20 protein-coding genes are annotated in these 22,368 nt (G+C 69.7%); 10 read left to right on the top strand and 10 right to left on the bottom strand.

Annotated features, from left to right (window positions below; all coding sequences use genetic code 11):
* Window positions 1-3 precede the first annotated feature (3 nt).
* From EO081_RS11865 to EO081_RS11850, 4 genes are all read right to left on the bottom strand, one after another.
* Window positions 4-624 carry an ATP-binding cassette domain-containing protein gene (locus tag EO081_RS11865; RefSeq protein WP_129342109.1) on the bottom strand — a complete coding sequence of 207 codons (621 nt, stop codon included), beginning with the start codon at window positions 622-624 and terminating at the stop codon, window positions 4-6.
* Window positions 614-1,300, bottom strand: a complete 687-nt coding sequence (gene modB, locus EO081_RS11860; protein ID WP_129342533.1) for a molybdate ABC transporter permease subunit — start codon at window positions 1,298-1,300, stop codon at window positions 614-616. The genes EO081_RS11865 and modB overlap by 11 nt, the downstream gene beginning before the upstream one ends.
* A gap of 9 nt (window positions 1,301-1,309) precedes the next feature.
* The gene (modA, locus tag EO081_RS11855) at window positions 1,310-2,089 is read right to left on the bottom strand and encodes a molybdate ABC transporter substrate-binding protein (protein WP_129342108.1); all 780 of its coding nucleotides are present in this window, start codon (window positions 2,087-2,089) and stop codon (window positions 1,310-1,312) included.
* Between the two features lie 86 nt (window positions 2,090-2,175).
* Window positions 2,176-2,613 carry a phasin family protein gene (locus EO081_RS11850; protein WP_240697647.1) on the bottom strand — a complete coding sequence of 146 codons (438 nt, stop codon included), beginning with the start codon at window positions 2,611-2,613 and terminating at the stop codon, window positions 2,176-2,178.
* On the opposite strand from EO081_RS11850, the gene EO081_RS11845 reads away from it, so the two are divergent.
* Genes EO081_RS11845 through EO081_RS11835 form a run of 3 tightly spaced genes read left to right on the top strand, consistent with a single transcriptional unit; the run spans window position 2,612 to window position 6,992 of the window.
* Entirely contained in the window at window positions 2,612-4,447 is a 1,836-nt protein-coding gene (locus EO081_RS11845) for an MFS transporter (RefSeq protein ID WP_206364376.1), read from the top strand. The genes EO081_RS11850 and EO081_RS11845 overlap by 2 nt on opposite strands.
* 41 nt (window positions 4,448-4,488) lie before the next feature.
* Window positions 4,489-5,619, top strand: coding sequence for an HlyD family secretion protein (locus tag EO081_RS11840; RefSeq protein WP_375781662.1), 1,131 nt, complete (start codon window positions 4,489-4,491; stop codon window positions 5,617-5,619).
* Window positions 5,616-6,992 carry an efflux transporter outer membrane subunit gene (locus EO081_RS11835; RefSeq protein WP_129342107.1) on the top strand — a complete coding sequence of 459 codons (1,377 nt, stop codon included), beginning with the start codon at window positions 5,616-5,618 and terminating at the stop codon, window positions 6,990-6,992. Before EO081_RS11840 ends, EO081_RS11835 begins: the two co-directional genes overlap by 4 nt.
* Before the next feature lie 344 nt (window positions 6,993-7,336).
* On the opposite strand, the gene EO081_RS11830 is transcribed toward EO081_RS11835, so the two are convergent.
* The gene (locus EO081_RS11830; protein ID WP_129342106.1) at window positions 7,337-8,740 is read right to left on the bottom strand and encodes an NAD-dependent succinate-semialdehyde dehydrogenase; all 1,404 of its coding nucleotides are present in this window, start codon (window positions 8,738-8,740) and stop codon (window positions 7,337-7,339) included.
* A 99-nt stretch (window positions 8,741-8,839) separates the two neighbouring features.
* Between EO081_RS11830 and EO081_RS11825 the strand changes: the two genes are divergently transcribed.
* Genes EO081_RS11825 through EO081_RS11810 form a run of 4 tightly spaced genes read left to right on the top strand, consistent with a single transcriptional unit; the run spans window position 8,840 to window position 11,496 of the window.
* The gene (locus EO081_RS11825; protein ID WP_129342105.1) at window positions 8,840-9,085 is read left to right on the top strand and encodes an exodeoxyribonuclease VII small subunit; all 246 of its coding nucleotides are present in this window, start codon (window positions 8,840-8,842) and stop codon (window positions 9,083-9,085) included.
* Window position 9,086: 1 nt separating this feature from the next.
* Window positions 9,087-9,992 carry a polyprenyl synthetase family protein gene (locus EO081_RS11820; protein WP_240697646.1) on the top strand — a complete coding sequence of 302 codons (906 nt, stop codon included), beginning with the start codon at window positions 9,087-9,089 and terminating at the stop codon, window positions 9,990-9,992.
* Entirely contained in the window at window positions 9,989-10,498 is a 510-nt protein-coding gene (gene coaD / locus EO081_RS11815) for a pantetheine-phosphate adenylyltransferase (protein ID WP_129342103.1), read from the top strand. Before EO081_RS11820 ends, coaD begins: the two co-directional genes overlap by 4 nt.
* 53 nt (window positions 10,499-10,551) lie before the next feature.
* Window positions 10,552-11,496 carry a cation diffusion facilitator family transporter gene (locus tag EO081_RS11810; protein ID WP_129342102.1) on the top strand — a complete coding sequence of 315 codons (945 nt, stop codon included), beginning with the start codon at window positions 10,552-10,554 and terminating at the stop codon, window positions 11,494-11,496.
* 155 nt (window positions 11,497-11,651) lie between these two features.
* Here EO081_RS11810 and murA read toward each other — a convergent pair whose 3' ends face one another.
* From murA to EO081_RS11790, 4 genes are all read right to left on the bottom strand, one after another.
* Entirely contained in the window at window positions 11,652-12,935 is a 1,284-nt protein-coding gene (gene murA / locus EO081_RS11805) for a UDP-N-acetylglucosamine 1-carboxyvinyltransferase (RefSeq protein WP_129342101.1), read from the bottom strand.
* A 197-nt stretch (window positions 12,936-13,132) separates the two neighbouring features.
* The gene (gene clpS / locus EO081_RS11800) at window positions 13,133-13,513 is read right to left on the bottom strand and encodes an ATP-dependent Clp protease adapter ClpS (protein ID WP_375781651.1); all 381 of its coding nucleotides are present in this window, start codon (window positions 13,511-13,513) and stop codon (window positions 13,133-13,135) included.
* Between the two features lie 165 nt (window positions 13,514-13,678).
* Complete coding sequence (locus tag EO081_RS11795; RefSeq protein WP_206364375.1) at window positions 13,679-14,452, bottom strand: phasin family protein; 774 nt, start codon at window positions 14,450-14,452, stop codon at window positions 13,679-13,681.
* Window positions 14,453-14,574: 122 nt separating this feature from the next.
* Window positions 14,575-16,359, bottom strand: coding sequence for a PHA/PHB synthase family protein (locus EO081_RS11790; RefSeq protein ID WP_129342100.1), 1,785 nt, complete (start codon window positions 16,357-16,359; stop codon window positions 14,575-14,577).
* Window positions 16,360-16,530: 171 nt separating this feature from the next.
* Here EO081_RS11790 and EO081_RS11785 point away from each other — a divergent pair, with 171 nt between their 5' ends.
* From EO081_RS11785 to EO081_RS11775, 3 genes are all read left to right on the top strand, one after another.
* On the top strand, window positions 16,531-17,739 hold the full coding sequence (locus EO081_RS11785; RefSeq protein WP_129342099.1) for an LL-diaminopimelate aminotransferase: 1,209 nt from the start codon (window positions 16,531-16,533) through the stop codon (window positions 17,737-17,739).
* Window positions 17,740-17,885: 146 nt separating this feature from the next.
* The gene (locus EO081_RS11780) at window positions 17,886-19,997 is read left to right on the top strand and encodes a RelA/SpoT family protein (RefSeq protein WP_129342521.1); all 2,112 of its coding nucleotides are present in this window, start codon (window positions 17,886-17,888) and stop codon (window positions 19,995-19,997) included.
* Window positions 19,998-20,028: 31 nt separating this feature from the next.
* The gene (locus tag EO081_RS11775) at window positions 20,029-20,412 is read left to right on the top strand and encodes an acyl-CoA thioesterase (RefSeq protein WP_239434974.1); all 384 of its coding nucleotides are present in this window, start codon (window positions 20,029-20,031) and stop codon (window positions 20,410-20,412) included.
* A 6-nt stretch (window positions 20,413-20,418) separates the two neighbouring features.
* On the opposite strand, the gene EO081_RS11770 is transcribed toward EO081_RS11775, so the two are convergent.
* Window positions 20,419-22,209, bottom strand: a complete 1,791-nt coding sequence (locus EO081_RS11770) for an AcrB/AcrD/AcrF family protein (RefSeq protein ID WP_183947959.1) — start codon at window positions 22,207-22,209, stop codon at window positions 20,419-20,421.
* Window positions 22,210-22,368: the final 159 nt, after the last annotated feature.

The following is a 22,368-nucleotide window of genomic DNA, read 5'->3' as shown; positions in this document are numbered from 1 at the left end:
GGCCTACATCTCCACGACCGCCCCGGCGAGGCGTTGGACCTCGCCGGGGTCGTGGGTGACCATCAGCATGGGCAGCGCGAGTTCGTCGCGCAGCCGCTCGATGGTGCGCATCACCTCCTCACGCCGATTGCGGTCGAGCGAGGACATGGGCTCGTCCAGCAGCAGGAAGCGCGCGCCCGACAGCAGCGCGCGGCCGATCGCGACGCGGCGCGCCTCCCCTCCCGAGAGCGTGCGCGGCCAGCGATCGAGCAGGGGTTTGAGCTCCAGCAGCGCCACCGCCTCGTCGAAGCCGATCAGCGCCCCTTCCCGCGCCGCCCGGCGGGCGCCGTAGCGCAGGTTGCTGCGCACCCGCAGGTGCGGGAACAGCCGCGCCTCCTGGAAGACATAGCCTGCCTGCCGGCGGGCGATGGCCACGTCGATGCCCGCAGCGGAGTCGAACAGCGTTCGCTCGCGCACCCGGACATGGCCGCGGTCGGGACGGACCAGGCCGGCGAGCATGTTCAGCACCGTGGTCTTACCGGCTCCCGAGGGGCCGAACAGCACCGTCAGCCCGGGCGCCGGCGCAATCCGGCACGCGAAGCGGCGGTCCCCGCGGCGGAGCACGACATCGACGTCAAAGGACATGCAGCCTCCGCCCGGAGCGGCGGGTCAGCACCTCGGAGACGACAAGCGCGGCCAAGGCGAGCGCGACCGAGAGGATGGCGAGCCGCAGCACCGCCGGCTCGCGCCCCGGCACCTGGAGGGCATCGTAGATGGCGAGCGGCAGCGTCTGGGTTTCGCCGGGCACGTTGGAGACGAAGGTGATGGTCGCGCCGAACTCGCCGAGCGCGCGCGCGAAGCCGAGCACGGCGCCGGCCAGCACGCCGGGAAGACTCAGCGGGAGGGTTATGGTCGCAAAGACGCGCACCCGCCCCGCCCCGAGCGTGCGCGCGGCCGATTCGAGGCGGCGGTCGACCGCCTCAATCGACAGGCGCATCGCCCGCACCATCAGCGGCAGCGCCATCACCGCCGCCGCGATCGCGGCCCCGGTCCAGCGGAACAGCACGGTCTCACCGGTCCAGCGCTCGAGAAGCGCGCCGACCGGGCCTGCCGGTGCGAAGGCGAGCAACAGCAGCCAGCCGGTCACCACCGGGGGCAACACCAGGGGCAGGTGGACGATGCCGTCGAGCAGCACCCGGCCGGGGAAGCGTCCGCGCGCCAGCAGCCAGGCGAGTGCGAAGGCGACCGGCAGCGCCGCTGCCACGGCCACACCGCCCACGCGCAGCGACAGCCAGACGACGGTCCATTCCTCGGGCGACAATTCCACCGCTCAGCGCGTCGAGAAGCCGAAGCGGGCGAAGATCGCCCTGCCCTCGCGGCTGTTCAGGAAGCGGCGGAACGGCTCCGCATCCGGGCTGGTCCCGTTCCTGAGACGCGCGGCGGGGTAGACGATCGGGGGGTAGCTGCCAGCCGGAAAGACGCCCGCGATCCGCACCTTTGCAGAGGCGCGTGCGTCGGTCGCATAGACGATGCCGAGCGGTGCGGCGCCGCGCTCCACCAGCGCGAGGGCCGCGCGCACGCTTTCGCCGCGCACCACCCGCGGGGCGACACGCTGCCAGCCGCCGAGCTTTTCGAGCGCCGCCTTGCCGTATTTGCCGGCCGGCACCGCGTCGGGATTGGCCATGGCAAGCCGCCCGCGAGGCCCAAGCGCGGGGCGCAGATCCACTCCGGGCCGCAACGCGACGCGGACGCTGCTGCCGCGTGGCGCGATCAGCACCGGCCGGTTGCCGAGAAGATCGGTGCGGGTGCCGGGAACGACCAGTCCGCGCCGCTGGAGATCATCCATCCAGTCCCGGTCGGCGGACACGAACAGGTCTGCCGGCGCGCCGGAGGCGGCCTGCCGGGCGAGCGCCGAGCTGGCGGCGAATGACAGCCGCGGCCGCGGATGACCGCGGCGCGCCCAGGCGTCGGCCGCGGCGTTCATCGACTCCTGCAGGCTGGCCGCGGCGAGCACCAGCGCGGGCCGCGGCTGGGCGGCAAGCGGCACCGACGTGGAAGCCGCCGTCAGACCCAGCAGCGCCAGCGCGGCAAGCACGCCTCGTCTCAACATCCCCGTCTCCGTCCCATCCCGCCGTTCCTAGCGGGAGACGGAGGCGGTTGCACCTGTCGCTTGGCCCGCCGCTGCGACCCGGCGGGTCAGGACTTGCCGGTCATCTGCCCGATGGTGGCGCGGCCGAAGCTGGCGATCAGCTCGCCGATCTCCCGGGCCTGGGCGACCGAGCGCGTGCTCTGCTCGCGCATGAATTCGCTTTGCAGGCGCATCACCTCGTTCATGTCGCGAGCCTGGGCGGCGGCGCGCATCATCCGAAAGGCTTCGCGCGTGTTGGTCTCGGCCTGGTCGAGCATCCGGAGCCCGAGCTCGCTGCCCTGGCCGGCGATCTGCCCGCCGGCCTCGCGCATGCGCTCGCCCGCGGCGCGCAGCCCCTCGGCCATGCCGCCGGCCGCATCGCCCGATCCGCCCGGCATGCCGTCGCCGCCGAAGGCATTGTCTGCGCCGCCGATGCCCGCTCCCGTGGTCGCGGCACCGTCGTCTGCGGGTTCGGAGGTGCTGTTACCGGGATTTTCTTCCGCCATGTCTGTCTCCTGCCGGCGCGGCGCCCAGCCTCGAAAAGGGGGTCTGCCCGCGCCTGTCGGTGCGACGCGCGAGGATCGGCAAGGTTCCGCGCCGGAGGGCCGTTTCATCTCCGCAACGGAACGACTTCCCGCGCGAAAAGTTGACCGTCTCCCAGCCGTCGTCCTTGAGCGGAGTCGAGCCGTCGCCACCGCCTATGAATTCAAGCCGCACGAGCGGCCGCTGCTGCCGGGCTCGCCGGCGACGCCCGAGCATCCGCTCGGCCGCCGCTACGCCTATTTCGCGGTCGGCACGTTGCTTGGGATCACGGGCGGCCTGAACAACGGCCTGCTCACCGCCAACCTGCCCCAGATCCAGGGTTCGCTGGGCCTGACGCCCGTGCAGGGAGGCTGGCTGACTGCGATCAACGCGATGACCAGCGTGTGCATGGGCATGCTGCTGATCAAGTTCCGCCAGCAATTCGGCCTGCAACGCTTCACCCGCGTGTTCCTGGTGGCGTTCCTGTGCCTCAACGTCTTCCAGCTTTTCGTCCACGGCTATGTGACCCAGCTGATCGTCCGGGGGGCCGCCGGGCTGGTGGGAAGCGCGCTCACCACGCTGTGCTTCATGTACATCATGCAGTCGCTGCCGGCTTCGATGCGCCTGTCGGGGATGATCATCGGCTTCGGCTCCTCCACGGTCGCGCTGCCGCTGGCGCGGGTGATCTCGCCGCTGCTGCTGCTGGACGGGCACATCCAGAACCTGTTCCTGTTCGAGCTTGGGCTGACCCTCGCCGCGCTGGCGTCGGTCGGCCTGCTCAGGCTGCCGCCGAGCGAGCGCTTCCAGGCGTTCGAGCGGATCGACTTCCTGACCTTTGCCCTGTTCGCGCCGGGAATGGCGCTGCTGTGCGCCGTGCTGGTGCAGGGCCGCATCCAGTGGTGGACGACCGAATGGCTTGGATACGCGATCGCGGCGGCGATCCCGCTGATCGGGATCGCGCTGCTGATCGAGCACAACCGGGCCAACCCGCTGCTCAATACGCGCTGGATGCGCAACGGCAACATCCTGCGGTTCGCGGTCGTCGCCGCATCGATGCGCATCCTGCTGTCCGAACAGAATTTCGGCTCCATCGGCCTGCTGACCGCAGTGGGCATGGGGAACGAGCAGCTAGTCACGCTGAACTTGGTGGTGGTGTTCGCCTCGATCGCGGGCATCTGCGTGAGCCTGGCGACCCTCACCCCGAACGAGCTGGGGCTGCCGGTGATCGCGTCCATCGTGCTGATCGGCATTGCGGCCTGGATGGACTCGCATGCGACCAATCTCACCCGGCCGGCCAACCTCTATTTCAGCCAGGCGCTGATCTCCTTTGCCGCGCTGTTCTTCCTGGGGCCGATGATCATGATCGGCATCTTCCGCGCGCTCGCCCGCGGCCCCAGCCACATCATCAGCTTTTCCGCCGTGTTCGGTATTTCGCAGACGATGGGCGGCCTCATCGGATCGTCGCTGCTGGGCAGCCTGCAGATCGTGCGGGAGAAGTTCCACGCGTTCCAGATCACCCAGGCCCTGACCACGACGGATCCGCAGGTCGTGTCGCGCATCCGGCAACTCGGCGGCGCCTATGCCTCCGCGATCGGCGACCCCGCGCGGCAGCAAGCGCAGGGCACAAGCCTTCTCGCCCAACAGGTCACGCGCGAGGCGAACATCCTGGCCTACAACGACGTTTTCCTGCTCGTCGCGATGCTCTCGGTCGTGCTGACCGTGTGGCTCAGCGGCTATTGGCTCTATCACAAGCTGCGCGGGGTCAACCCGCTCGCGGAGGAACTGGTGGCAGTGCAACGGATGCGACAGACGACGTGAGCGAACCCCGTACCCCCGCACAGGAGCCGCACGAGCGGCTCGTGGACCCGATCGAGGTGCCGCGCGAGGCCGACGCGGCCGCCGCTCCCGCGCCGGCACCCGCCCGCGGCTGGGCGCCGCCGCGCGGCAGCCTGCGCGCGACCATCGGCTTCATCGCGATGCTGGTCGCGGGCGTCTTGCTGGCACTCTACGCCTGGGGGCTTCCGCCCTTCACCACCGCGTTCCAGGAGACGGACAACGCCTATGTCCGTGGGCAGACGACGGTGATCGCGCCGCAGGTCAACGGCTATATCACCGAGGTGGCCGTCCGCGACTTCGAGGTGGTGAAGAAGGGGCAGGTGCTCGCGCGGATCGACGACCGCATCTATCGCCAGCGGGTCGAGCAGGCGCGCGCGCAGCTTGCCACGCAGATCGCGACGCTCAGCAACTCCACCCAGAGCCAGCGGTCGAGCCAGGCGACGCTGGGCGGCCAGGCGGCCGCGGTCGAGAATGCGCGCGCCCAGCTCGCCCGAGCCCAGGCGGACATGCGGCGCGTCGCCGAACTGGTGAACGAGGGATCGGTGTCGCTGCGCGAGCGCGACCAGACGCTCGCGGCGCTGCGCCAGGCGGAGGCGGCGGTGCACCAGGCGGAGGCGCAGCGCAGCGTCGCCCAGGAACAGGTGCGGTCGGTGACGGTCGGGCGTGGCGGGCTGGAGGCAGCGGTGGAAGGGGCGCGCGCGGCGCTTCGCCTCGCCGAGATCGACCTCGCCAACACCATGATCCGCGCGCCCCAGGACGGCCGGCTGGGCGAAGTCGGCGTCCGCCTGGGGCAATATGTCACCGCCGGCACGCAGCTGGTCTTCCTGGTCCCGCCGACCGTCTGGGTGACCGCCAACTACAAGGAGGCGCAGACCGCGCGCATGGCGCCCGGTCAGCCGGCGACGATCCGCGTGGACGCGCTCGACCGCGCCGAGTTGCACGGGCGCGTCGAGCGGATCGCGCCGGCCGCCGCCAACGAGTTCACCGTGATCCGCCCGGACAATGCGACCGGCAACTTCGTGAAGGTAGCGCAGCGCATCCCGGTGCGGATCGCGATCGACCGCAGCGACCCGCTGTTCGCGCGGCTCCGGCCGGGGATGTCGGTCGAGGCACGGGTAGACACGCGGGGCGGGCCCGCCCCGAACGCCCGATGAGGCGCGGGCTCTGCGCGCTTGCCGGCGTCGCCTTCGCAGCCGGCTGTACCCCGCCCGATACGCCGCCCCCGGCGGGCGCGGCCGTGTTCGCGCCGGCCGGCTGGCGCACGCAGCTGCCGGCGGGCGCCGCGATCGACGCGCAGTGGTGGCAGCGCTTCGGCGATCCGGTGCTGACCCGGCTGGTCGAGGCGGCGCTTGCCCGCAACAGCGACATCGGGATTGCGGTGGCACGGGTCCGCGAAGCGCGCGCGCAGGAGACGATCGCCCGCGCCGCCCGGCTGCCGACCCTGAGCGCCGGCACCAGCCTGACGGAGTCGCGCAGCGTCAACGCGCTCGGCCAGCCGGGGGTCGGCACCTCCGCCCAGCCGGTGTTCCAGGCCGCCTATGAGGTCGACCTGTTCGGGCGGATCGCCAACCAGGTCGAGGCGGCGCGGCTGTCGGGCGAGGCCGCGGCCGCCGCGGCGGACGCCACGCGGCTGAGCGTCGCGGCGGCGACCGCGTCCGGCTACGTCACGCTGCGCGGGCTCGACGCCCGGATCGAGATCGTGCGCGAGACGATCGCCTCCCGCAGCGAGGCATTGCGCATCGCCCGCGACCGCGCCGAAGTCGGCTATACGTCCGAGCTGGAGCTTCGGCAGGCAGAGGCCGAATACCAGAGCGTCGCGCAGACGCTGCCCGCGCTCGAACTCGCCGCGCGACGGCAGGAGGATGCGCTGGCGATGCTGATCGGCGAATCGCCGCGCGCGATCGAACGCGGCGCGACGCTGGCCGCATTGCAGGCGCCCGCGATCCCGGCCGTTCTGCCGTCCGAACTGCTGCGCCGCCGGCCGGACATTGCGCAGGCCGAGCTGACCCTGGCCGCGTCGGACGCGACGCTCGCCGCCTCGCGCGCGGCCTTTCTCCCCTCGCTGAACCTTGCCGCCTCCACGGGCGAGCTGTTCTCCAGCTCGCTTGGAAGCCCGGTCGGCATCTGGTCGCTGGGGGCGAGCGTGCTTGCGCCGATCTTCCAGGGCGGGCGGCTGCGCGGCGGGGTCGAGGCGTCGGCCGCACGGAGGGACCAGGCGGCGTTCGGCTATCAGCGCACGGTGCTGACCGCGCTCCGGGAGGTGGAGGATGCGCTCGCCGCCGTCGATCGGCTGGGCGAGCAGCAGCGGCGGCTGGAGGCGCAGCGGGTGGCGCTTGCGGAGACGCTGCGGCACGCGACCAACCGCTATCGTGCCGGCTACAGCCCCTATCTGGAACAGCTCGATGCGCAACGCAGCCTGTTCAACGCGCAGCTGACCCTGGCCCAGGCCCGAGCCGACCAGCTGACCGCGCTGGTGGCCGTGTACCAGGCGATGGGCGGCGGCTGGACCGGCGGTGCGGCGCGATAAGGGCGCGCCGGCCGTTCCCGACGTGTCGCAGCTGATTTTAGACCCACTCGAGACCTGCTCGCACCTCCTGCCGTGCTCCTGCGCGGGCAGGAACCAGAGTTAAGAGGCGTCGCACTGCTTGGCACTGGGCTCCTGCCTGCGCAGGAGCACCGTTAATGGCAGTTGCCCATTTCCCGTACCCCGGCGCAGGCCGGGGTCGGTTGGGAAGGTGGCCGAGGTGTGCGAAACCGTCGAACCGCACCGCAGCTGAGCCCCGGCCTTCGCCGGGGTACAGGTCGCGCCGTAGGTGAAGGCGGATACCGCAACGGATTGCGGCAGGAACTCGGCTCCCGCCGCTGCCCTCCTCAATCCGTCGCGGCGCTGCCGGCGTCCTTGGGCGCCGTCTCCGGCGCGCTGAGCACCGCCTTCAGGTTCATGAACTCGTGCAGGCCCCAGGGGCCGAGCTCCCGGCCGTGGCCCGAGCGCTTCACCCCGCCGAACGGCGCCTCCGGCACCGAGGCGAGGATCTGGTTGATCGCGGTCATCCCCGCCTCGATGTCGCGCACGAAGCGCTCCTGCTCGGCCGGCTCGTTGGTCCAGACGCTGGAGCCGAGGCCGAAGGGCACGTCGTTGGCGATGCGGATCGCCTCGTCGATGTCGGCGGCGCGGAACACCATCGCGACGGGGCCGAACAGCTCCTCCTGCGCGACCGGATCGTCGAGCGGGACGTCGACCAGCACGCCCGGCGTCATCCAGGCGCCGGGCCGGTCGATCTTCTCGGCCCCCATCAGCAGCCGCGCGCCCTTCTCCTGCGCGGTCGCGACCTGATCGAGCACGGTGTCGCGCTGCTCGACGCTCGACAGCGGGCCCATGGTCGTGTCCTCGGCCATCGGGTCGTCGACCTTGGCGTCGCGCATGCCTTGGGCGAACTTGTCGAGGAAGGCGTCGTAGATGTCGGTGTGGACGATCATCCGCTTGGCGCAGATGCACGACTGGCCGGCGTTCTGGATGCGCCCGGTGACCGCAGCCTTGGCCGCCGCGTCGAGATCGGCCGAGGGCATGACGACGAAGGGGTCCGACCCGCCGAGTTCCAGCACCACCTTCTTGAGCGCACGGCCGGCCGCCTCGGCCACCTTGATGCCCGCACCCTCGCTGCCGGTGAGGGTGACGGCGACGATGCGGTCGTCCTCGATCAGCGGCGCGACGCGGCGCGACGGGATGCCGAGGTTCGCGAACAGCCCCTGCGGCGCGCCGGCGGCCGTCACCATCTCCTCGATCGCCTGCGCGCAGCCCTGGGTCAGCGAGGCGTGCTTCAACAGGCCGACATTGCCCGCCAGGATGCAGGGCGCCAGGAAGCGCACCACCTGCCAATAGGGGAAGTTCCACGGCATGATCGCGAGCACCACGCCGGTCGGGAGCCAGCGCGCGGTGCCCGTCCCCTTGGCCAGCGGCACCTCGACGGGCTCCAGCAGCTTCGGCCCGTGCTCCGCATAATAGCGAAAGCCGCTGACGCATTTCTCGACCTCGGCGACGGCGGACTTGAGCGTCTTGCCCATCTCCCTCGTCGCGATCTCGCCCAGGCGCTGCTTGTTCGTCTCGAACTGGTCGGCGATTGCGGAGAGCAGCGCCGTACGGGTGGCCAGATCGGTGGTGCGCCACTGCGCGAAGGCGGCGTGGGCGGCGGCGACCTTCTTCTCCACTTCGGCGTCCGTCAGCTCGGGATAGGTGGCGACGGTCTCGCCCGTGGCGGGGTTGATGCTGGTGAACATGGGGGCTTTCTCGACGGTTCGGGGTTGCCGTACCAACGCGGCAGTGCGGCGATCGGTCCGGCGGTTGCGCCTTTGCCGCACCTGCCGCATAGCTCCCGCATGACAGAAGAACAGGACATGGCGGACCTCAGCTTCGAGCAGGCGCTCAAGGAACTGGAGCAGATCGTCGGCCGGCTGGAAACGGGCGACGAGGAGCTCGACAAGGCGATCCAGCTCTATGAGCGGGGCGACAAGCTGCGCCAGCACTGCGCCGCCCGCCTGGATGCCGCGCAGGAACGGATCGAGGCGATCCGCCTGGGTGCGGACGGCCGCCCCACCGGCACCACCCCCTTTGCCGCAGGCTGACGTGGCGACTGCCGAAGCCCTCTCGTCGCTGGAGACCGCGCTGCGCGAGGTCGGGGCGGAGATCGACCGCCAGTTCGACCTGCTGCTGCCGGTGCCCGAAGATGCGCGCGCACCGCTGTACGAAGCGATGCGCCACGCCGCGATCGGCGGGGGAAAGCGGCTGCGCCCGCTGCTGGTGTTCGCGACCGGCCAGCTGTTCGCGGTCGATCGCACCTGCCTGGCGCGCGCGGCGACCGCGATCGAGTGCATCCACGTCTACAGCCTGATCCACGACGACCTGCCGGCGATGGACGACGACGACCTGCGCCGCGGCAAGCCGACGGTGCACAAGGCGTTCGACGAGGCGACCGCGATCCTCGCGGGCGATTCGCTGCACGCGCTCGCGTTCGAGCTGCTGGCCGACGAGGAGACCCACCCCGACCCGCGCGTGCGCGTCGAGCTGATAGCCGATCTGGCGCGCTCGGCCGGCCCCGTCGGCATGGCCGGCGGCCAGGCGATGGACCTGGAGGCGGAGGGCACCCGCTTCGACCTCGCCACCGTCACGCGGCTGCAGGCGCTCAAGACCGGCGCGCTGATCGCCTGTTCGGTCGAGGCCGGCGCGATCCTGGGCCGCCTGCCGGTGGAGGGCCGCACCGGCCTGCGCGGCTATGCCCACGACCTGGGGCTCGCCTTCCAGATCGCCGACGACCTGCTCGACGTCGAGGGCGACGAGGCGGCGGTCGGCAAGGCGCTGCGCAAGGATGGCGACGCCGGCAAGGAGACCTTCGTCTCGCTGCTCGGCCGGGAGCGCGCGCGCGAACAGGCGCGCATGCTGATCGACCAGGCGGTGGCGCATCTCCACGGCTTCGGGCCGGAGGCGGACCTCTTGCGCGCGATCGCCCGCTACGTGCTGGAGCGCGACCGGTGACCGATCGCATCGGCGTCTATCCGGGTACCTTCGACCCGATCACGCGCGGCCACATGGACATCATCCGACGCGGCGCCAAGCTGGTCGACCGGCTGGTGATCGGCGTCACCACCAACCCGTCCAAGTCTCCGATGTTCTCGCTGGCCGAGCGGCTGGCGATGGTGGAGCGCGAGGTCGCCGACATCGGCGGCGACATCCGCGTCGTGAGCTTCGATTCGCTGCTGATGGACTTCGCCGAGCGCGAGCACGCCAGCGTGATCGTGCGCGGGCTGCGCGCCGTCGCCGACTTCGAATACGAATATCAGATGGCCGGCATGAACCAGCAGATCAATCCGCGGGTCGAGACGGTCTTCCTGATGGCGGACGTCTCGCTCCAGCCGATCGCGAGCCGGCTGGTGAAGGAGATCGCGCTCTACGGCGGCGACATCGGCAAGTTCGTGTGCCCGGCGGTGCAGGAGGACGTGGCGGCGCGCGTCGAGAAGATGGGGCGCAAGGGCAGCGCCTGAGGCGCGGCCGATGGGCTAGCATCACCTCCCCCCGGCCCGCTACCCAGGCGGGGATGGGACACGACCACGCGAATCACGGACACGGCCACAGCCATGCGCACGGCGGCCACGGGCATAGCCATGCGCCCGCCGACTTCGGCCGCGCCTTTGCGATCGGCACCGCGCTCAACCTGTTGTTCGTGGGCATCGAGGGTGGTGCGGGGTTCCTCACCAACTCGGTGGCGCTGCTCGCGGACGCTGGCCACAACCTGTCGGACGTGCTGGGCCTGCTGATCGCCTGGGGCGGCGCGGAACTGGCCAAGCGACCGACGTCCAAGCGCTTCACCTATGGCCTGCGCGGCTCCTCAATCCTGGCGGCGCTGGCGAACGCGCTGGTGCTGCTGGTGGCGGTGGGCGCCATCGCGCTGGAGGCGTTCCGCCGCCTGTCCGATCCGCAGCCGATCCAGGCGGGGCCGGTGATGATCGTCGCCGCCATCGGCATCGTGGTGAACCTGGGCACGGCGATGCTGTTCGCGAGCGGGCGCAAGGGCGACGTGAACATCCGCGGCGCGTTCCTGCACATGGCGGCGGACGCGGCCGTATCCGCCGGCGTGGTAATCGCGGGCGCGCTCTACTGGTGGAGCGGGGCGGCATGGATCGATCCTGCCGTCAGCCTGGTGGTGGTCGCAGTGATCCTGTGGAGCACCTGGGGGTTGCTCAAGGAATCCACCGTGCTCGCGCTGCAGGCGGTGCCGCCGGGGATCGATCCGGACAAGGTGGCCGCGATGCTGGAGGGGCTGCCCGGGGTCGCGCGGCTCCACGACCTGCACATCTGGCCGATGAGCACGACCGAGACGGCGCTCACCGCGCATCTGGTGATGCCGGCCGGGCACCCCGGCGACGCGTTCCTGGCGAGCACGCAGCACCGGCTGTCCCACGACTTCGGCATCGGCCACGCGACCTTGCAGATCGAGCTGACCGAAGCCGCAGACTGCGGCATGGGCGAACGCCTGGTGTAAGGCTGGAAACGCGCGCCGCTTCCAATTCCCGTCATGCTGACGAAAGTCAGCATCCAATCACGCTTCGCTTGCGCTTTCTGGCGTAGCGGCAATGGATCCTGACTTCCGTCAGGATGACGCGGGTGGGTGGAAAGGAGCGGGATCGCCCCCTCCCCTTATTCCCCGCCGACGCGCTGGATGTCGGCGCCGACCGCCTGCAGCTTTTCCTCGAGCCGCTCATAGCCGCGGTCGAGATGATAGATGCGGCTGACCGAAGTCTCGCCCTCGGCGGCGAGGCCGGCGATGATCAGGCTCATCGACGCGCGCAGGTCCGTCGCCATCACCGGCGCGCCGACCAGCTTGTCCACGCCGCGAACCACGGCCACGCGACCGCGGACCTGGATGTCGGCACCCATGCGCGCCAGTTCCGGCACGTGCATGTAGCGGTTCTCGAAGATCGTCTCGGTGAGCACGCTGGCGCCGCTTGCCTTGGTGAGCATCGCCATGAACTGCGCCTGCATGTCGGTGGCGAAGCCCGGGAACGGTGCCGTCGACAGGGTCAGCGGGCCGATCGGGCCGGTTGCCTCGACGAACAGCGCGTTGCGGCGCTCCTCGACCGTCACGCCCGCCTCGACCAGCGCGTCGATGGTCGCGCGCATGTCTTCGGCGGCGATGCCGGCGAGTTCGACCGCACCGCCGGTGATCGCGGCCGCGCAGGCATAGCTGCCCGCCTCGATCCGGTCCGGCATGACGGCATAGGTGGCGCCGTGGAGGCGATCGACGCCCTCGATCTCCAGCCGCTCCGTGCCGATGCCGTCGATGCGCGCGCCCATCGCCACCAGGCAGCGGCACAGGTCGACGATCTCGGGCTCCCGCGCGGCGTTGTCGATCACCGAGGAGCCCGAAGCGAGCACGGCGGCCATCAGCGCGTTCTCGGTGGCGCCCACCGACACGATCGGGAAGGTCACGCGGCCACCCGGCAGGCGGCCGTTCGGCGCCGTCGCCTTCACATAGCCGGCGGCGAGCTCGATCTCCGCACCCAGTGCCTCCAGCGCCTTCAGGTGCAGGTCGATCGGGCGGTTGCCGATCGCGCAGCCGCCCGGCAGCGACACCGTCGCCTCACCAGCACGCGCGACCAGCGGGCCGAGCACCAGGATGGAGGCTCGCATCTTGCGGACGATGTCATAGGGCGCGACCGTGGACGTCAGGCGCTGCCCGCGCATCGTCATCACGCGGCCGAAGTCGCTGGGATGGGCGCCCTCGGTCATGGTCGATACGCCGAACTGGTTGAGCAGGTGGCCGAAGCTGTCGACGTCGGCGAGGCGCGGCAGGTTGCGCAGCGTCAGCGGCTCTTCCGTCAGGAGCGCGCAGGGGAGCAGCGTCAGGGCAGCGTTCTTGGCGCCCGAGATGGCGATGCGGCCCTTCAGACGGTTGCCGCCGCGGATGAGGATACGGTCCATGGCGCGGCTTTACTCAGTTGCTGGCGGCGCGCAAGCGGGTGGTGGCGCGTTTGATCGCGGGGACCGGCTTTCCCTCGGAAACGGGAGCACGGGGCCAAGTAGAACAACGACTTGTGGGTGCCCGGGACCCTGGGCTCCTGCCTCCGCAGGAGCACGAGTTGAGATGCGTCGGACTACCGCCGGTCAGGCTCTGGCGATCAGGCCTTTTCCAGCGTGCATTGCAGCGGATGCTGGTTCTGGCGTGCGAAGTCCATGACCTGCCCGACCTTCGTCTCGGCGACTTCGTAGCTGAACACGCCGCACACCCCGACGCCCTTCTGGTGGACGTGGAGCATCACGCGGGTCGCCTCTTCCATGTTCATGCGGAAGAAGCGCTGCAGCACGAGGACGACGAACTCCATGGGCGTGTAATCGTCGTTGAGCATCAGCACGCGATAGGGCGTCGGCTTCTTGGTCCGCGTGCGGGTGCGCGTGGCGACACCCGAGACGGAGCCCGAATCGTCGTCGTTCTCGCCGCCTTCTGCAAGGCGGGGACGCAGGGTGGAGGCATCGATCATCACGAACGGCAAATATGGCATCGCACGCCGCAAGGGCAAGGCCGCGCGGGCGGAGACCGGCGGATTCGGCCGCACCGGACCCGCGCAGCGCCCCCCGCGACCCTGGAGGAGCGGGGACGAAAAAGGGGCGCCCGCTTGCGCGGACGCCCCGTTTCTTCCCGCGTAGAACCCGACGCGCGGATGGGTTCAGGCGCCGACAACCTTGAACTTGTCGGTCGCGATCGCGACCCGGTTCGACAGCGGCTGCGCGGCATCGCCGGCCAGCTTCAGCATCGCTTCGGTGTTCTTCGACGTCTCGGCGACGAACGAGTCGAACGCGCTGCGGAAGAAGTCGGACTGGAGCTTGAAGAACTCGGTCGGCGACTTGACCGAAGCGAGCGTCTTCATGGTCGCAGTCGCGTTCTCGAAGTTGCGGCGGCCGAAGTCGGCGGCGTCGTGGCCGATCGTCTCCAGACCCTTGGCAGCGATGCGGCTGGCCTCGACCAGCGCTTCGACGTTGCCCTTGGCGAAGTCGGTCATTTCCTCGACGCCCTTGGCGCTCTTTTCCATCGCCGCCTTGGTGCGGGCGTTGAAGTCGGAGAACAGGGCTTGGGCCTTGTCGGTGGTGGCTTCGGCAGCTTCGTTGGTGTGGATCATGGTGCGTTCCTCTGGCGCGGGCGCGGCCGGCTCGGCGGCGTCCGGGCTGGTTTCCCCGGCAAGCATCTGCACATCTGCTGCGGCCATCGCGGCGGCAGCGACATCGGCGGGCTTGTCGGCGATGGTTTCCAACTGCGCGGTCACCGGAGCCACGAGCTGTTCGACCGGCTCCGGCGCGGCGGGTGCCACGAACGGAACTTCGACAGGCTTCTTTTCGGCGGCGGCGGCAACAGGCGGCGGGGACACGGCCGGCTTGGCACGAAGCGGCGGAGCCTTGCGAGCCAATGGCGCGGGCGCCTTTGCCTTGGGATCCTTGCCTGCCATGCGAACGGCCTCCTGCGTAACGCTGCTGCGGCGCAACAAATACCCCCTATTTCGCTGCTTTGCAACCGTCGTTGTGCAGCGCAGCATAACCGCGTTTCACCCGACCAACTCCCTGGGATCGTTCATCTTTTCAGGACATACTCCCCGGGGGCTGGCCCTAGCGGGGGGAGCGCGCCCTCACCAGGGACGCGCCCGCCCGACACCTCCACCTCCGCAGCATCGATCCCGCGCAGCCATTGGATCCAGTCGGGCCACCAGCTGCCCTTCACCTCGCGCGCGCCGCTCAGAAAATCGGCGAGCGTCTCCACGCCGGGCGAGTCGTTGAGCCAATACTGGTACTTGCCCGCAGACGGCGGGTTCACAACGCCCGCGATGTGGCCGGATCCCGCCAACACGAAGCGGAGCGGTCCGTCGAAGTGGTGGGTGATCCGCCACACGCTTTCCGCCGGGGCGATATGGTCCTCGCGCCCCGCCTGGATGTAGCTGGGCGTCCGGACGGTGGTGAGGTCCAGCGGCGTGCCGTCGATCGCGATCGACCCCGGCTGCACCAGCCGGTTGTCGCGGTAGAGATCGGTCAGGTAGCTCAGGTGCCAGGTCGCCGGCAGGTTGGTGACGTCCGCGTTCCAGTGGAGAAGGTCGAACGGCGGCGCGTCCTCGCCGAGCAGATAATTGGCGGTGACATAGTTCCAGATCAGCTCGCGCCCGCGCAGCAGGTTGAACGTCGCGGCCATGACCCGGCCGTCCAGGAAGCCCTCGGCCGAAAGGGTGCGGATCAGCTCCAGCTGGTCGTCGTCGACGAACAGCGACAATTCGCCGGCCTGGGAGAAATCGACCTGCGCGGTGAAGAAGGTCGCGCTCGCCACCTTGTCCGCCTCGCCGCGCGCGGCCAGCAGCGCCAGCGTCGCGGCAAGCGTGGTGCCGGCCACGCAATAGCCGACCGTATGCACCGCCGGCACGTCCAGCAGCTCGCGCACGGTATCGATCGCGTCGATCTGGCCGTGCAGCACGTAATCGTCCCAGCGCACGTCCTTCATGCTGGCGTCGGCGGAGCGCCAGGAAACGACGAACACGGACAGCCCCTGCTCCACCGCCCAGCGGATGAAGCTCTTCTCGGCCGTCAGGTCGAGGATGTAGAAGCGATTGATCCACGGCGGGAAGATCACGAGCGGCGTCGCCAACACCTTCTCGGTGGTGGGCACATAGTGGATCAGCTCGTAGAGTTCGGTGCGCTTGATGACCTTGCCCGGCGTGGTGGCGATGTTGCGCCCGACCTCGAACGCGGTGGCGTCGCTCTGGGTGAGCTGGCCGCGCGCCATGTCGGACAGAAGGTTCTGCAGGCCCTTCAGCAGGTTCTCGCCCCGCGTCTCGACGATCCGCTCCAGCACCAGCGGATTGGTGACGGGGAAGTTGGTGGGGCTCATCGCGTCGACGAAGCCGCGGGCGAGGAAACGCAGCCGCTCCTTCTGCCGCGGCTCGATGCCCTCGAGCGCGTCGACCCCCTTCATCAAATGCTCGGAGGCCAGGAAATAGCTCTGCCGGATGAAGTCGAACACCGGCTGTTCATGCCATTGCGGGGCCTTGAACCGGCGGTCGCGGGCCTGCGCCTCCGGCTCGACATAGGGCCCCGCATGGGCAGGATCGATGAAGCGCTGCCACAGCTTCAGCGTGTCGGCCCAATAGGCGGTACCGGCCTGCGCTAGGGCGAAGGGGTCCGCCCAGGCGGGCAGTGCGGCGGGAGCGGCTTCGCCGGCCGCAGCCGCCTTGGCCTCCGTATCGGCCGGGAAAGCGAAGCCGTGCTCCAGCAACATCTGCTGCGCGCGGCCGAACACCGCCGTCCAATGCTGGAGGTCGGCGAGCGAGGGGATCGCCGGCTGCTCCGGCGGCGGGGGGGCGGCATCGTCTGCCATGACATTCCTCTCGATCTGGTGCCGTCCGGCCGGTGTAGCGCAAGCCGGCGGTTGCGTCAGGCCCGATCCGACGCGTGCTTTCTTGCGGCGGGTGCGTTCGCGACGCCAACTTTGTTTCCCGCAAGCGCGCGAATGGCGTAGAAGAACGCTCCATCAAGCAACGAGGGACCGATGTCCGAGGAATTCTACCGCATCAAGCGCCTGCCGCCCTATGTCATCGCCGAAGTGAACGCGATGCGAGCGGCGGCGCGCGCGGGCGGGGAGGACATCATCGACCTGGGCATGGGCAACCCGGACCTGCCGCCGCCGCCCCATGTGATCGACAAGCTGTGCGAGGTCGCGCGCAAGCCCGATGCCCATGGCTATTCGGCGTCCAAGGGTATCCCGGGGCTGAGGCGTGCGCAGGCGAACTATTACGGCCGGCGCTTCGGCGTCGACATCGACCCCGAAACCGAGGTCGTCGTGACCATGGGATCGAAGGAGGGCCTGGCCAGCCTCGCCACCGCGATCACGGCGCCGGGCGACGTGGTGCTGGCGCCCAACCCCAGCTACCCGATCCACACTTTCGGCTTCATCATCGCGGGCGCGACCATCCGCGCGGTGCCGACGACGCCGGACGACACCTATTTCGAGAGCCTCGAGCGGGCGATGAACTTCACGGTCCCGCGGCCGAGCATCCTGGTGGTCAACTATCCGTCGAACCCGACGGCGGAAGCGGTCGACCTCGCCTTTTACGAGCGGCTGGTCGCCTGGGCGAAGGAGAACAAGGTCTGGATCCTGTCCGACCTGGCCTATTCTGAGCTGTATTTCGACGGCAAGCCGACCCCCTCCATCCTGCAGGTGAAGGGCGCGAAGGACGTCGCGATCGAGTTCACGTCGCTGTCGAAGACCTATTCCATGGCGGGCTGGCGGATCGGCTTCGCGGTCGGCAACAAGCAGCTGATCGCGGCGATGACGCGGGTGAAGTCCTACCTCGACTATGGCGCGTTCACCCCCATCCAAGCGGCAGCCTGCGCGGCGCTCAACGGCCCGCAGGACATCGTGGAACGCAATCGGCAGCTTTATCACAAGCGCCGCGACGTGATGGTCGAGAGCTTCGCGCGCGCCGGCTGGGACATCCCCTCCCCGCCCGCCTCGATGTTCGCCTGGGCACCGCTGCCGCCGGCCCTGGCGCATCTTGGCTCGCTGGAGTTCTCCAAGCAGCTGCTCACCCACGCCAAGGTCGCGGTCGCACCAGGCGTCGGCTATGGCGAGAACGGCGAGGGCTTCGTCCGCATCGCGATGGTGGAGAACGAGCAGCGGCTGCGCCAGGCGGCGCGTAACGTGAAGCGCTACCTCCAGTCGATGGGCGTCAACACGCCGGGTCAGGCCGCGGGCTGATCCTGTGGGCGGAGCGAGGCCGGCCTTCGCTCCGCCGCCAACCCGGCGATGCTGCGCCGCATCGCCGAGAGCAGACGAAGCAAATCTCCCCCTGAAGCGGGAGAATTTCGTTGCAAAGCAGCAGCGAGCCACCCCATCTAGTTCCCGTGCTGCGACAATATGAACTGGTGGAGCGGGTCAAAGGCTATGACCCGGAGGCCGACGAGGCGTTGCTGAACCGCGCCTATGTCTTTTCAATGCATGCCCATGGCAGCCAGAAACGGGCGTCGGGCGACCCTTATTTCAGCCACCCGATCGAGGTGGCCGGCATTCTGACCGACCTGCACCTCGACGACGAGACGATCGCGACCGCGATCCTCCACGACACGATCGAGGACACGGTGGCGACGCCCGAGGAGATCGAGGCGAAGTTCGGGCCGTCGGTGGCGCGCATGGTCGACGGCGTCACCAAGCTGTCGAAGATCGAGGCGCAAACCGAGAACCAGCGCGCCGCGGAAAACCTGCGCAAGTTCCTGCTGGCGATGTCCGACGACATCCGCGTGCTGCTGGTGAAGCTGGCCGACCGGCTGCACAACATGCGCACGCTGCACCACATCGCCAAGCCCGAGAAGCGGCGACGGATCGCGCGCGAGACCATGGATATCTACGCCCCGCTCGCTGAGCGGATCGGCATGTACGAATTCATGAACGAGATGCAGACGCTCGCCTTCCAGCAGCTCGAGCCGGAGGCGTATGAGTCGATCACGCGCCGGCTGGAGCAGCTGCAGACCGGCGGCAGCGAGCGCATCGAGAACATCGCCGGCGGCCTGAAGCAGCTGCTGGAGCGCAGCGGCATCGAGGCGGAAGTCTCGGGCCGCGAAAAGCACCCCTATTCGATCTGGCGCAAGATGTCGGAGCGCCACGTCAGCATGGAGCAGCTGACCGACATCATGGCATTCCGCGCGATCGTCGAGACCGAGGAGGAATGCTACCGGGCGCTGGGCATCATCCACCGGCGCTGGCCGATGGTCCCGGGGCGGTTCAAGGACTATATCTCGACGCCCAAGCGCAACGGCTATCGCTCGCTGCACACCAGCGTCATCCATTCCGAGAACATGCGCGTCGAAATCCAGATCCGCACGCGCGAGATGCATGCCCAGGCGGAGTTCGGCCTGGCCGCCCATTGGGCGTACAAGCAGGACGCGGTGCGGCCCGACACGCAGGTGACCTGGATCCGCGACCTGGTCGAGATCCTGGACACGGCCGAGAGCCCGGAGGAACTGCTCGAGCACACGCGCATGGCGATGTACCAGGATCGCATCTTCGCCTTCACCCCCAAGGGCGAGCTGCACCAGCTGCCCAAGGGCGCGACGCCGATCGACTTCGCCTATGCCGTGCACACCGATCTCGGGAGCCAGGCGGTGGGCGCCAAGGTGAACGGGCGCGTGGTGCCGCTGCGCACCGAGTTGCGCAACGGCGACCAGGTGCAGATCCTGCGGTCCAAGGCGCAGGAGCCGCAGAGCAACTGGCTGAACTTCGCGGTAACGGGCAAGGCGCAGGCGGCGATCCGCCGCCACCTTCGGCACAAGGAGCGCGAGGAGACGCTGGCGCTGGGCGCCAAGCTCTACGACGACATCGTCGCGCGGCTGCCGGTCACGCTGAGCGCGGCGGCGGTGGAGGATGCGCTCAAGCGGCTGGGGCTGTCCGACGAGAACGCGCTGCGCGACGCGATCGCCAACGGCAAGCTGGACGACGAAGCGGTCATCGAGGCGCTGATGCCCGGTACCGCCGCGGGCGCGCGCGCCAAGCAGCTGCTGGGGCAGCGTGCCCCGATCCTGATCGAGGGGCTGACCCCGGGGGTCGCCTTCGACCTGGCCGAGGATTGCCTTCCGGTTCCAGGTGACCGCATCGTCGCGCTGCGCAAGCCCGGCGGGGGGATCGAGGTGCATGCGATCAGCTGCCCCTCGCTCGCCGACCGCTACGACGCCGACTGGATCGACGTCGCCTGGGGCGACGGCGCGGAGGGCGGCACCGCCCGCATTGCCGTAACGCTGAAGAACGAGCCGGGTGCGCTGGGCGCGATCGCGACCATCATCGGCGCGCACAAGGCGAACATCCTGGGGCTGCGGCTCGACAACCGCGACACCACCTTTCACACCAACACCATTGACCTGGAGGTGCGGGACGCGACGCACCTGATGCGGCTGCTGGCGGCACTTCGGGCCGCCGACGTCGTGAATGCCGCCCAGCGCATCGACGGTTCCGCCCAAAGCAATTGACATGGGTGTCAGTGGCGCGCAGGCATCTCTCATGCACCTCCACCCGCTCGCCGTGGCACCTGCCGATATCGATCACATGGGTCATGTGAACAATGCGGTGTACCTGTCCTGGGTTCAGGAAGCCGTCGTCGCCTATTGGGAGAAGGTCGCGCCTGCCGAGGCGGTCGGCCGGCACCTCTGGGTCGCGCTCAAGCACGAGATCACCTATCGCCGCCCGGCCTTCCTGGACGATGCGATCATCGCGACCGTGGTCGCAGAGCGCGTCCAGGGTGCCCGCGCCTTCTTCTCGACGCTGATCAAACGGGGTGAGGAAGTGCTGGCCGAGGTGCAGAGCACCTGGTGCTCGCTCGATTCCGACACCCGCCGCCCCTCACGGCTGGCGCGGGACGTCGTCAGCCGCTTCCTGCCGGACTGATCCCGATCAGCGGGCCGGCGCTGCGGGCGCGGGTCCGTCCGCATAACGGATCCGCCACAGCTTGAACGGCGCCCGCTTCGACAGCGGCACCGGCTCCAGCCATGCCGGCACCTGACCCTTGGCAAGCTGGGCGTAGAAGCCGCCCGGCGCGCGCGCGCGGTAGAGCGTGGTTTCCGCGAGATTCGGGCAGACCAGCAGATAGGTCGCGCCGTGCCGCCGGGCGATCCGGCGAAACGCATCGGCGCTGCCCTGGAACGCGTGATGCACGTCCAGGATCGGCTGCTCGTTGCGGTGATAGGGGCCGGTGATGCCGTTGTGATGGGTGCCCACGATCAGGCGCGGCCCCAGATCGACATGGGTGAACAGGGTGGCGGCCGGGATGCGGTTCAGCTCGGCCAGCGCCGAGATGCTCATGCAGCGCGCGCTGGCGCGGTTCACCACCAGCGTCCGCCGGTCCGGCGGGTCGAGGCGCAGACGCTGGATCAGCGTCGCGGAGAACAGCCCGGCGAGCAGCAACACGAGCGCAAGCACCCCGCCCGCGACCTTGATGGCCGTCGAACGACGGCCGACGAACCAGGTCAGGATCAGCCAGGCGAGCGCCACTTCGCCCGCGATCGCCAGCAGCTGTGCGGCAGGGCCGGCGCGGATCTGCCATAGCAGCATCGCGCCGGCAAAGGCGGTGAACAGCGCGATCGCGGCCCAGCCCGCCAGCTGCTCCGGGTTGCGCCGGGCGCGCCAGCAGGCGAGGCAGGCTCCCAGCAGGCCCAGCGCCGGCACCACCGCGATCGGCACGGCGATGCGCAGCGGGTGCTTGTAGATCGGCTTGGCTTCCCGGACGTTGTTGAGCCAAAGCTCGGCGAGTTCGTCCGACACACCCTCCGGCCGCGACAGGCACTGGGGGAACAGCGCCGCGAAGCCGCCCGCGATCACCGCGCCTACGGCGGCGCCGGCCGCAAGCCGCGCGAGGCGGCTGTCGAGCGGCAGGCGCGAGAGCGCGAACAGCGCCGCGCCGCCTGCGACCGTCACCGACAGCCACACCGGCGTGAGCGCGTCGCAGCGCATCGCGTAGTTGGCGTCCGAGGCAAAGGCGACGAAGCCGAGCGCACTGCCGCCGGCAAGCGTCGCGCCATAGACGGCGAGCCGTCGCGCCTCCGCCCGGTCCCACACCCAGCGCAGCGCGACCAGGCCGCCGGCCATCGCGCAATAGGGCAGCAGTTCCAGGCCGATGGTGAGCGACAGCGCACTCGAGATGCCGACCAGGGCCCCGCCCCGCCCCTTGCGCGGGTCGGCGAGCCCCGCCACCGTCAGGCTGAGAAAGGCGAGCTGCCAGCCGTGGTGGTCGATGCGCATCGGCATGAACATCGGCAGGGTCGCGGAACAACCGAACAGGAACAGGATGGCGAGCGCCCATGCCTGGGGCGCGACCAGCCGGCGGACGGTGGCGGCGAGTGCGACCAGCACGACCCCCAGCGGCAGCAGCGGCGCGATGCCGCACGCGAGCCGCTCGGCAAGCGCCGGGCCGGTGAACGGCCTGAACAGCAGGAACAGCCCGGCGATCGGCAGGTCGACGAGCCGCGACCAGTGAATGTCGATCCCCGCCGGCGGATCGAGGCGGTACTGGCGCAGGTCGTACCAGCCCTGGCCGCCGAGAAGGCCGCGGACCTGCATCAGCCGCATGTTGTCGTCGGTGTCGTTGAGCACCAGCCAGTGGATCTGCGGCCAGCGCTGGATCAGATAGACGGTGGCGATCACCGCCCAAACCAGTAGCGCCCGGCGCACCCAATGGCGCTCCAGCATCTGTGCGAGACTGAGCTTGCCCGACCCGTCGTTCAAAACCGCTTTCCTCACCCCGGCGGGCACGATACTGCCCGCGCGCTCGGCGCCGGCTCTAGTGGCGGGCGCGCAAAGGGCAAGGGCGAGACGGGCGTGGACACCATCTTGAGACGGGTCGAGACG

Source organism: Sphingomonas desiccabilis, assembly GCF_004135605.1.
Lineage (GTDB): Bacteria > Pseudomonadota > Alphaproteobacteria > Sphingomonadales > Sphingomonadaceae > Sphingomonas > Sphingomonas desiccabilis.
Note: the sequence above shows the minus strand (reverse complement) of the source record. Positions and strands in the feature narration are given on the sequence as shown.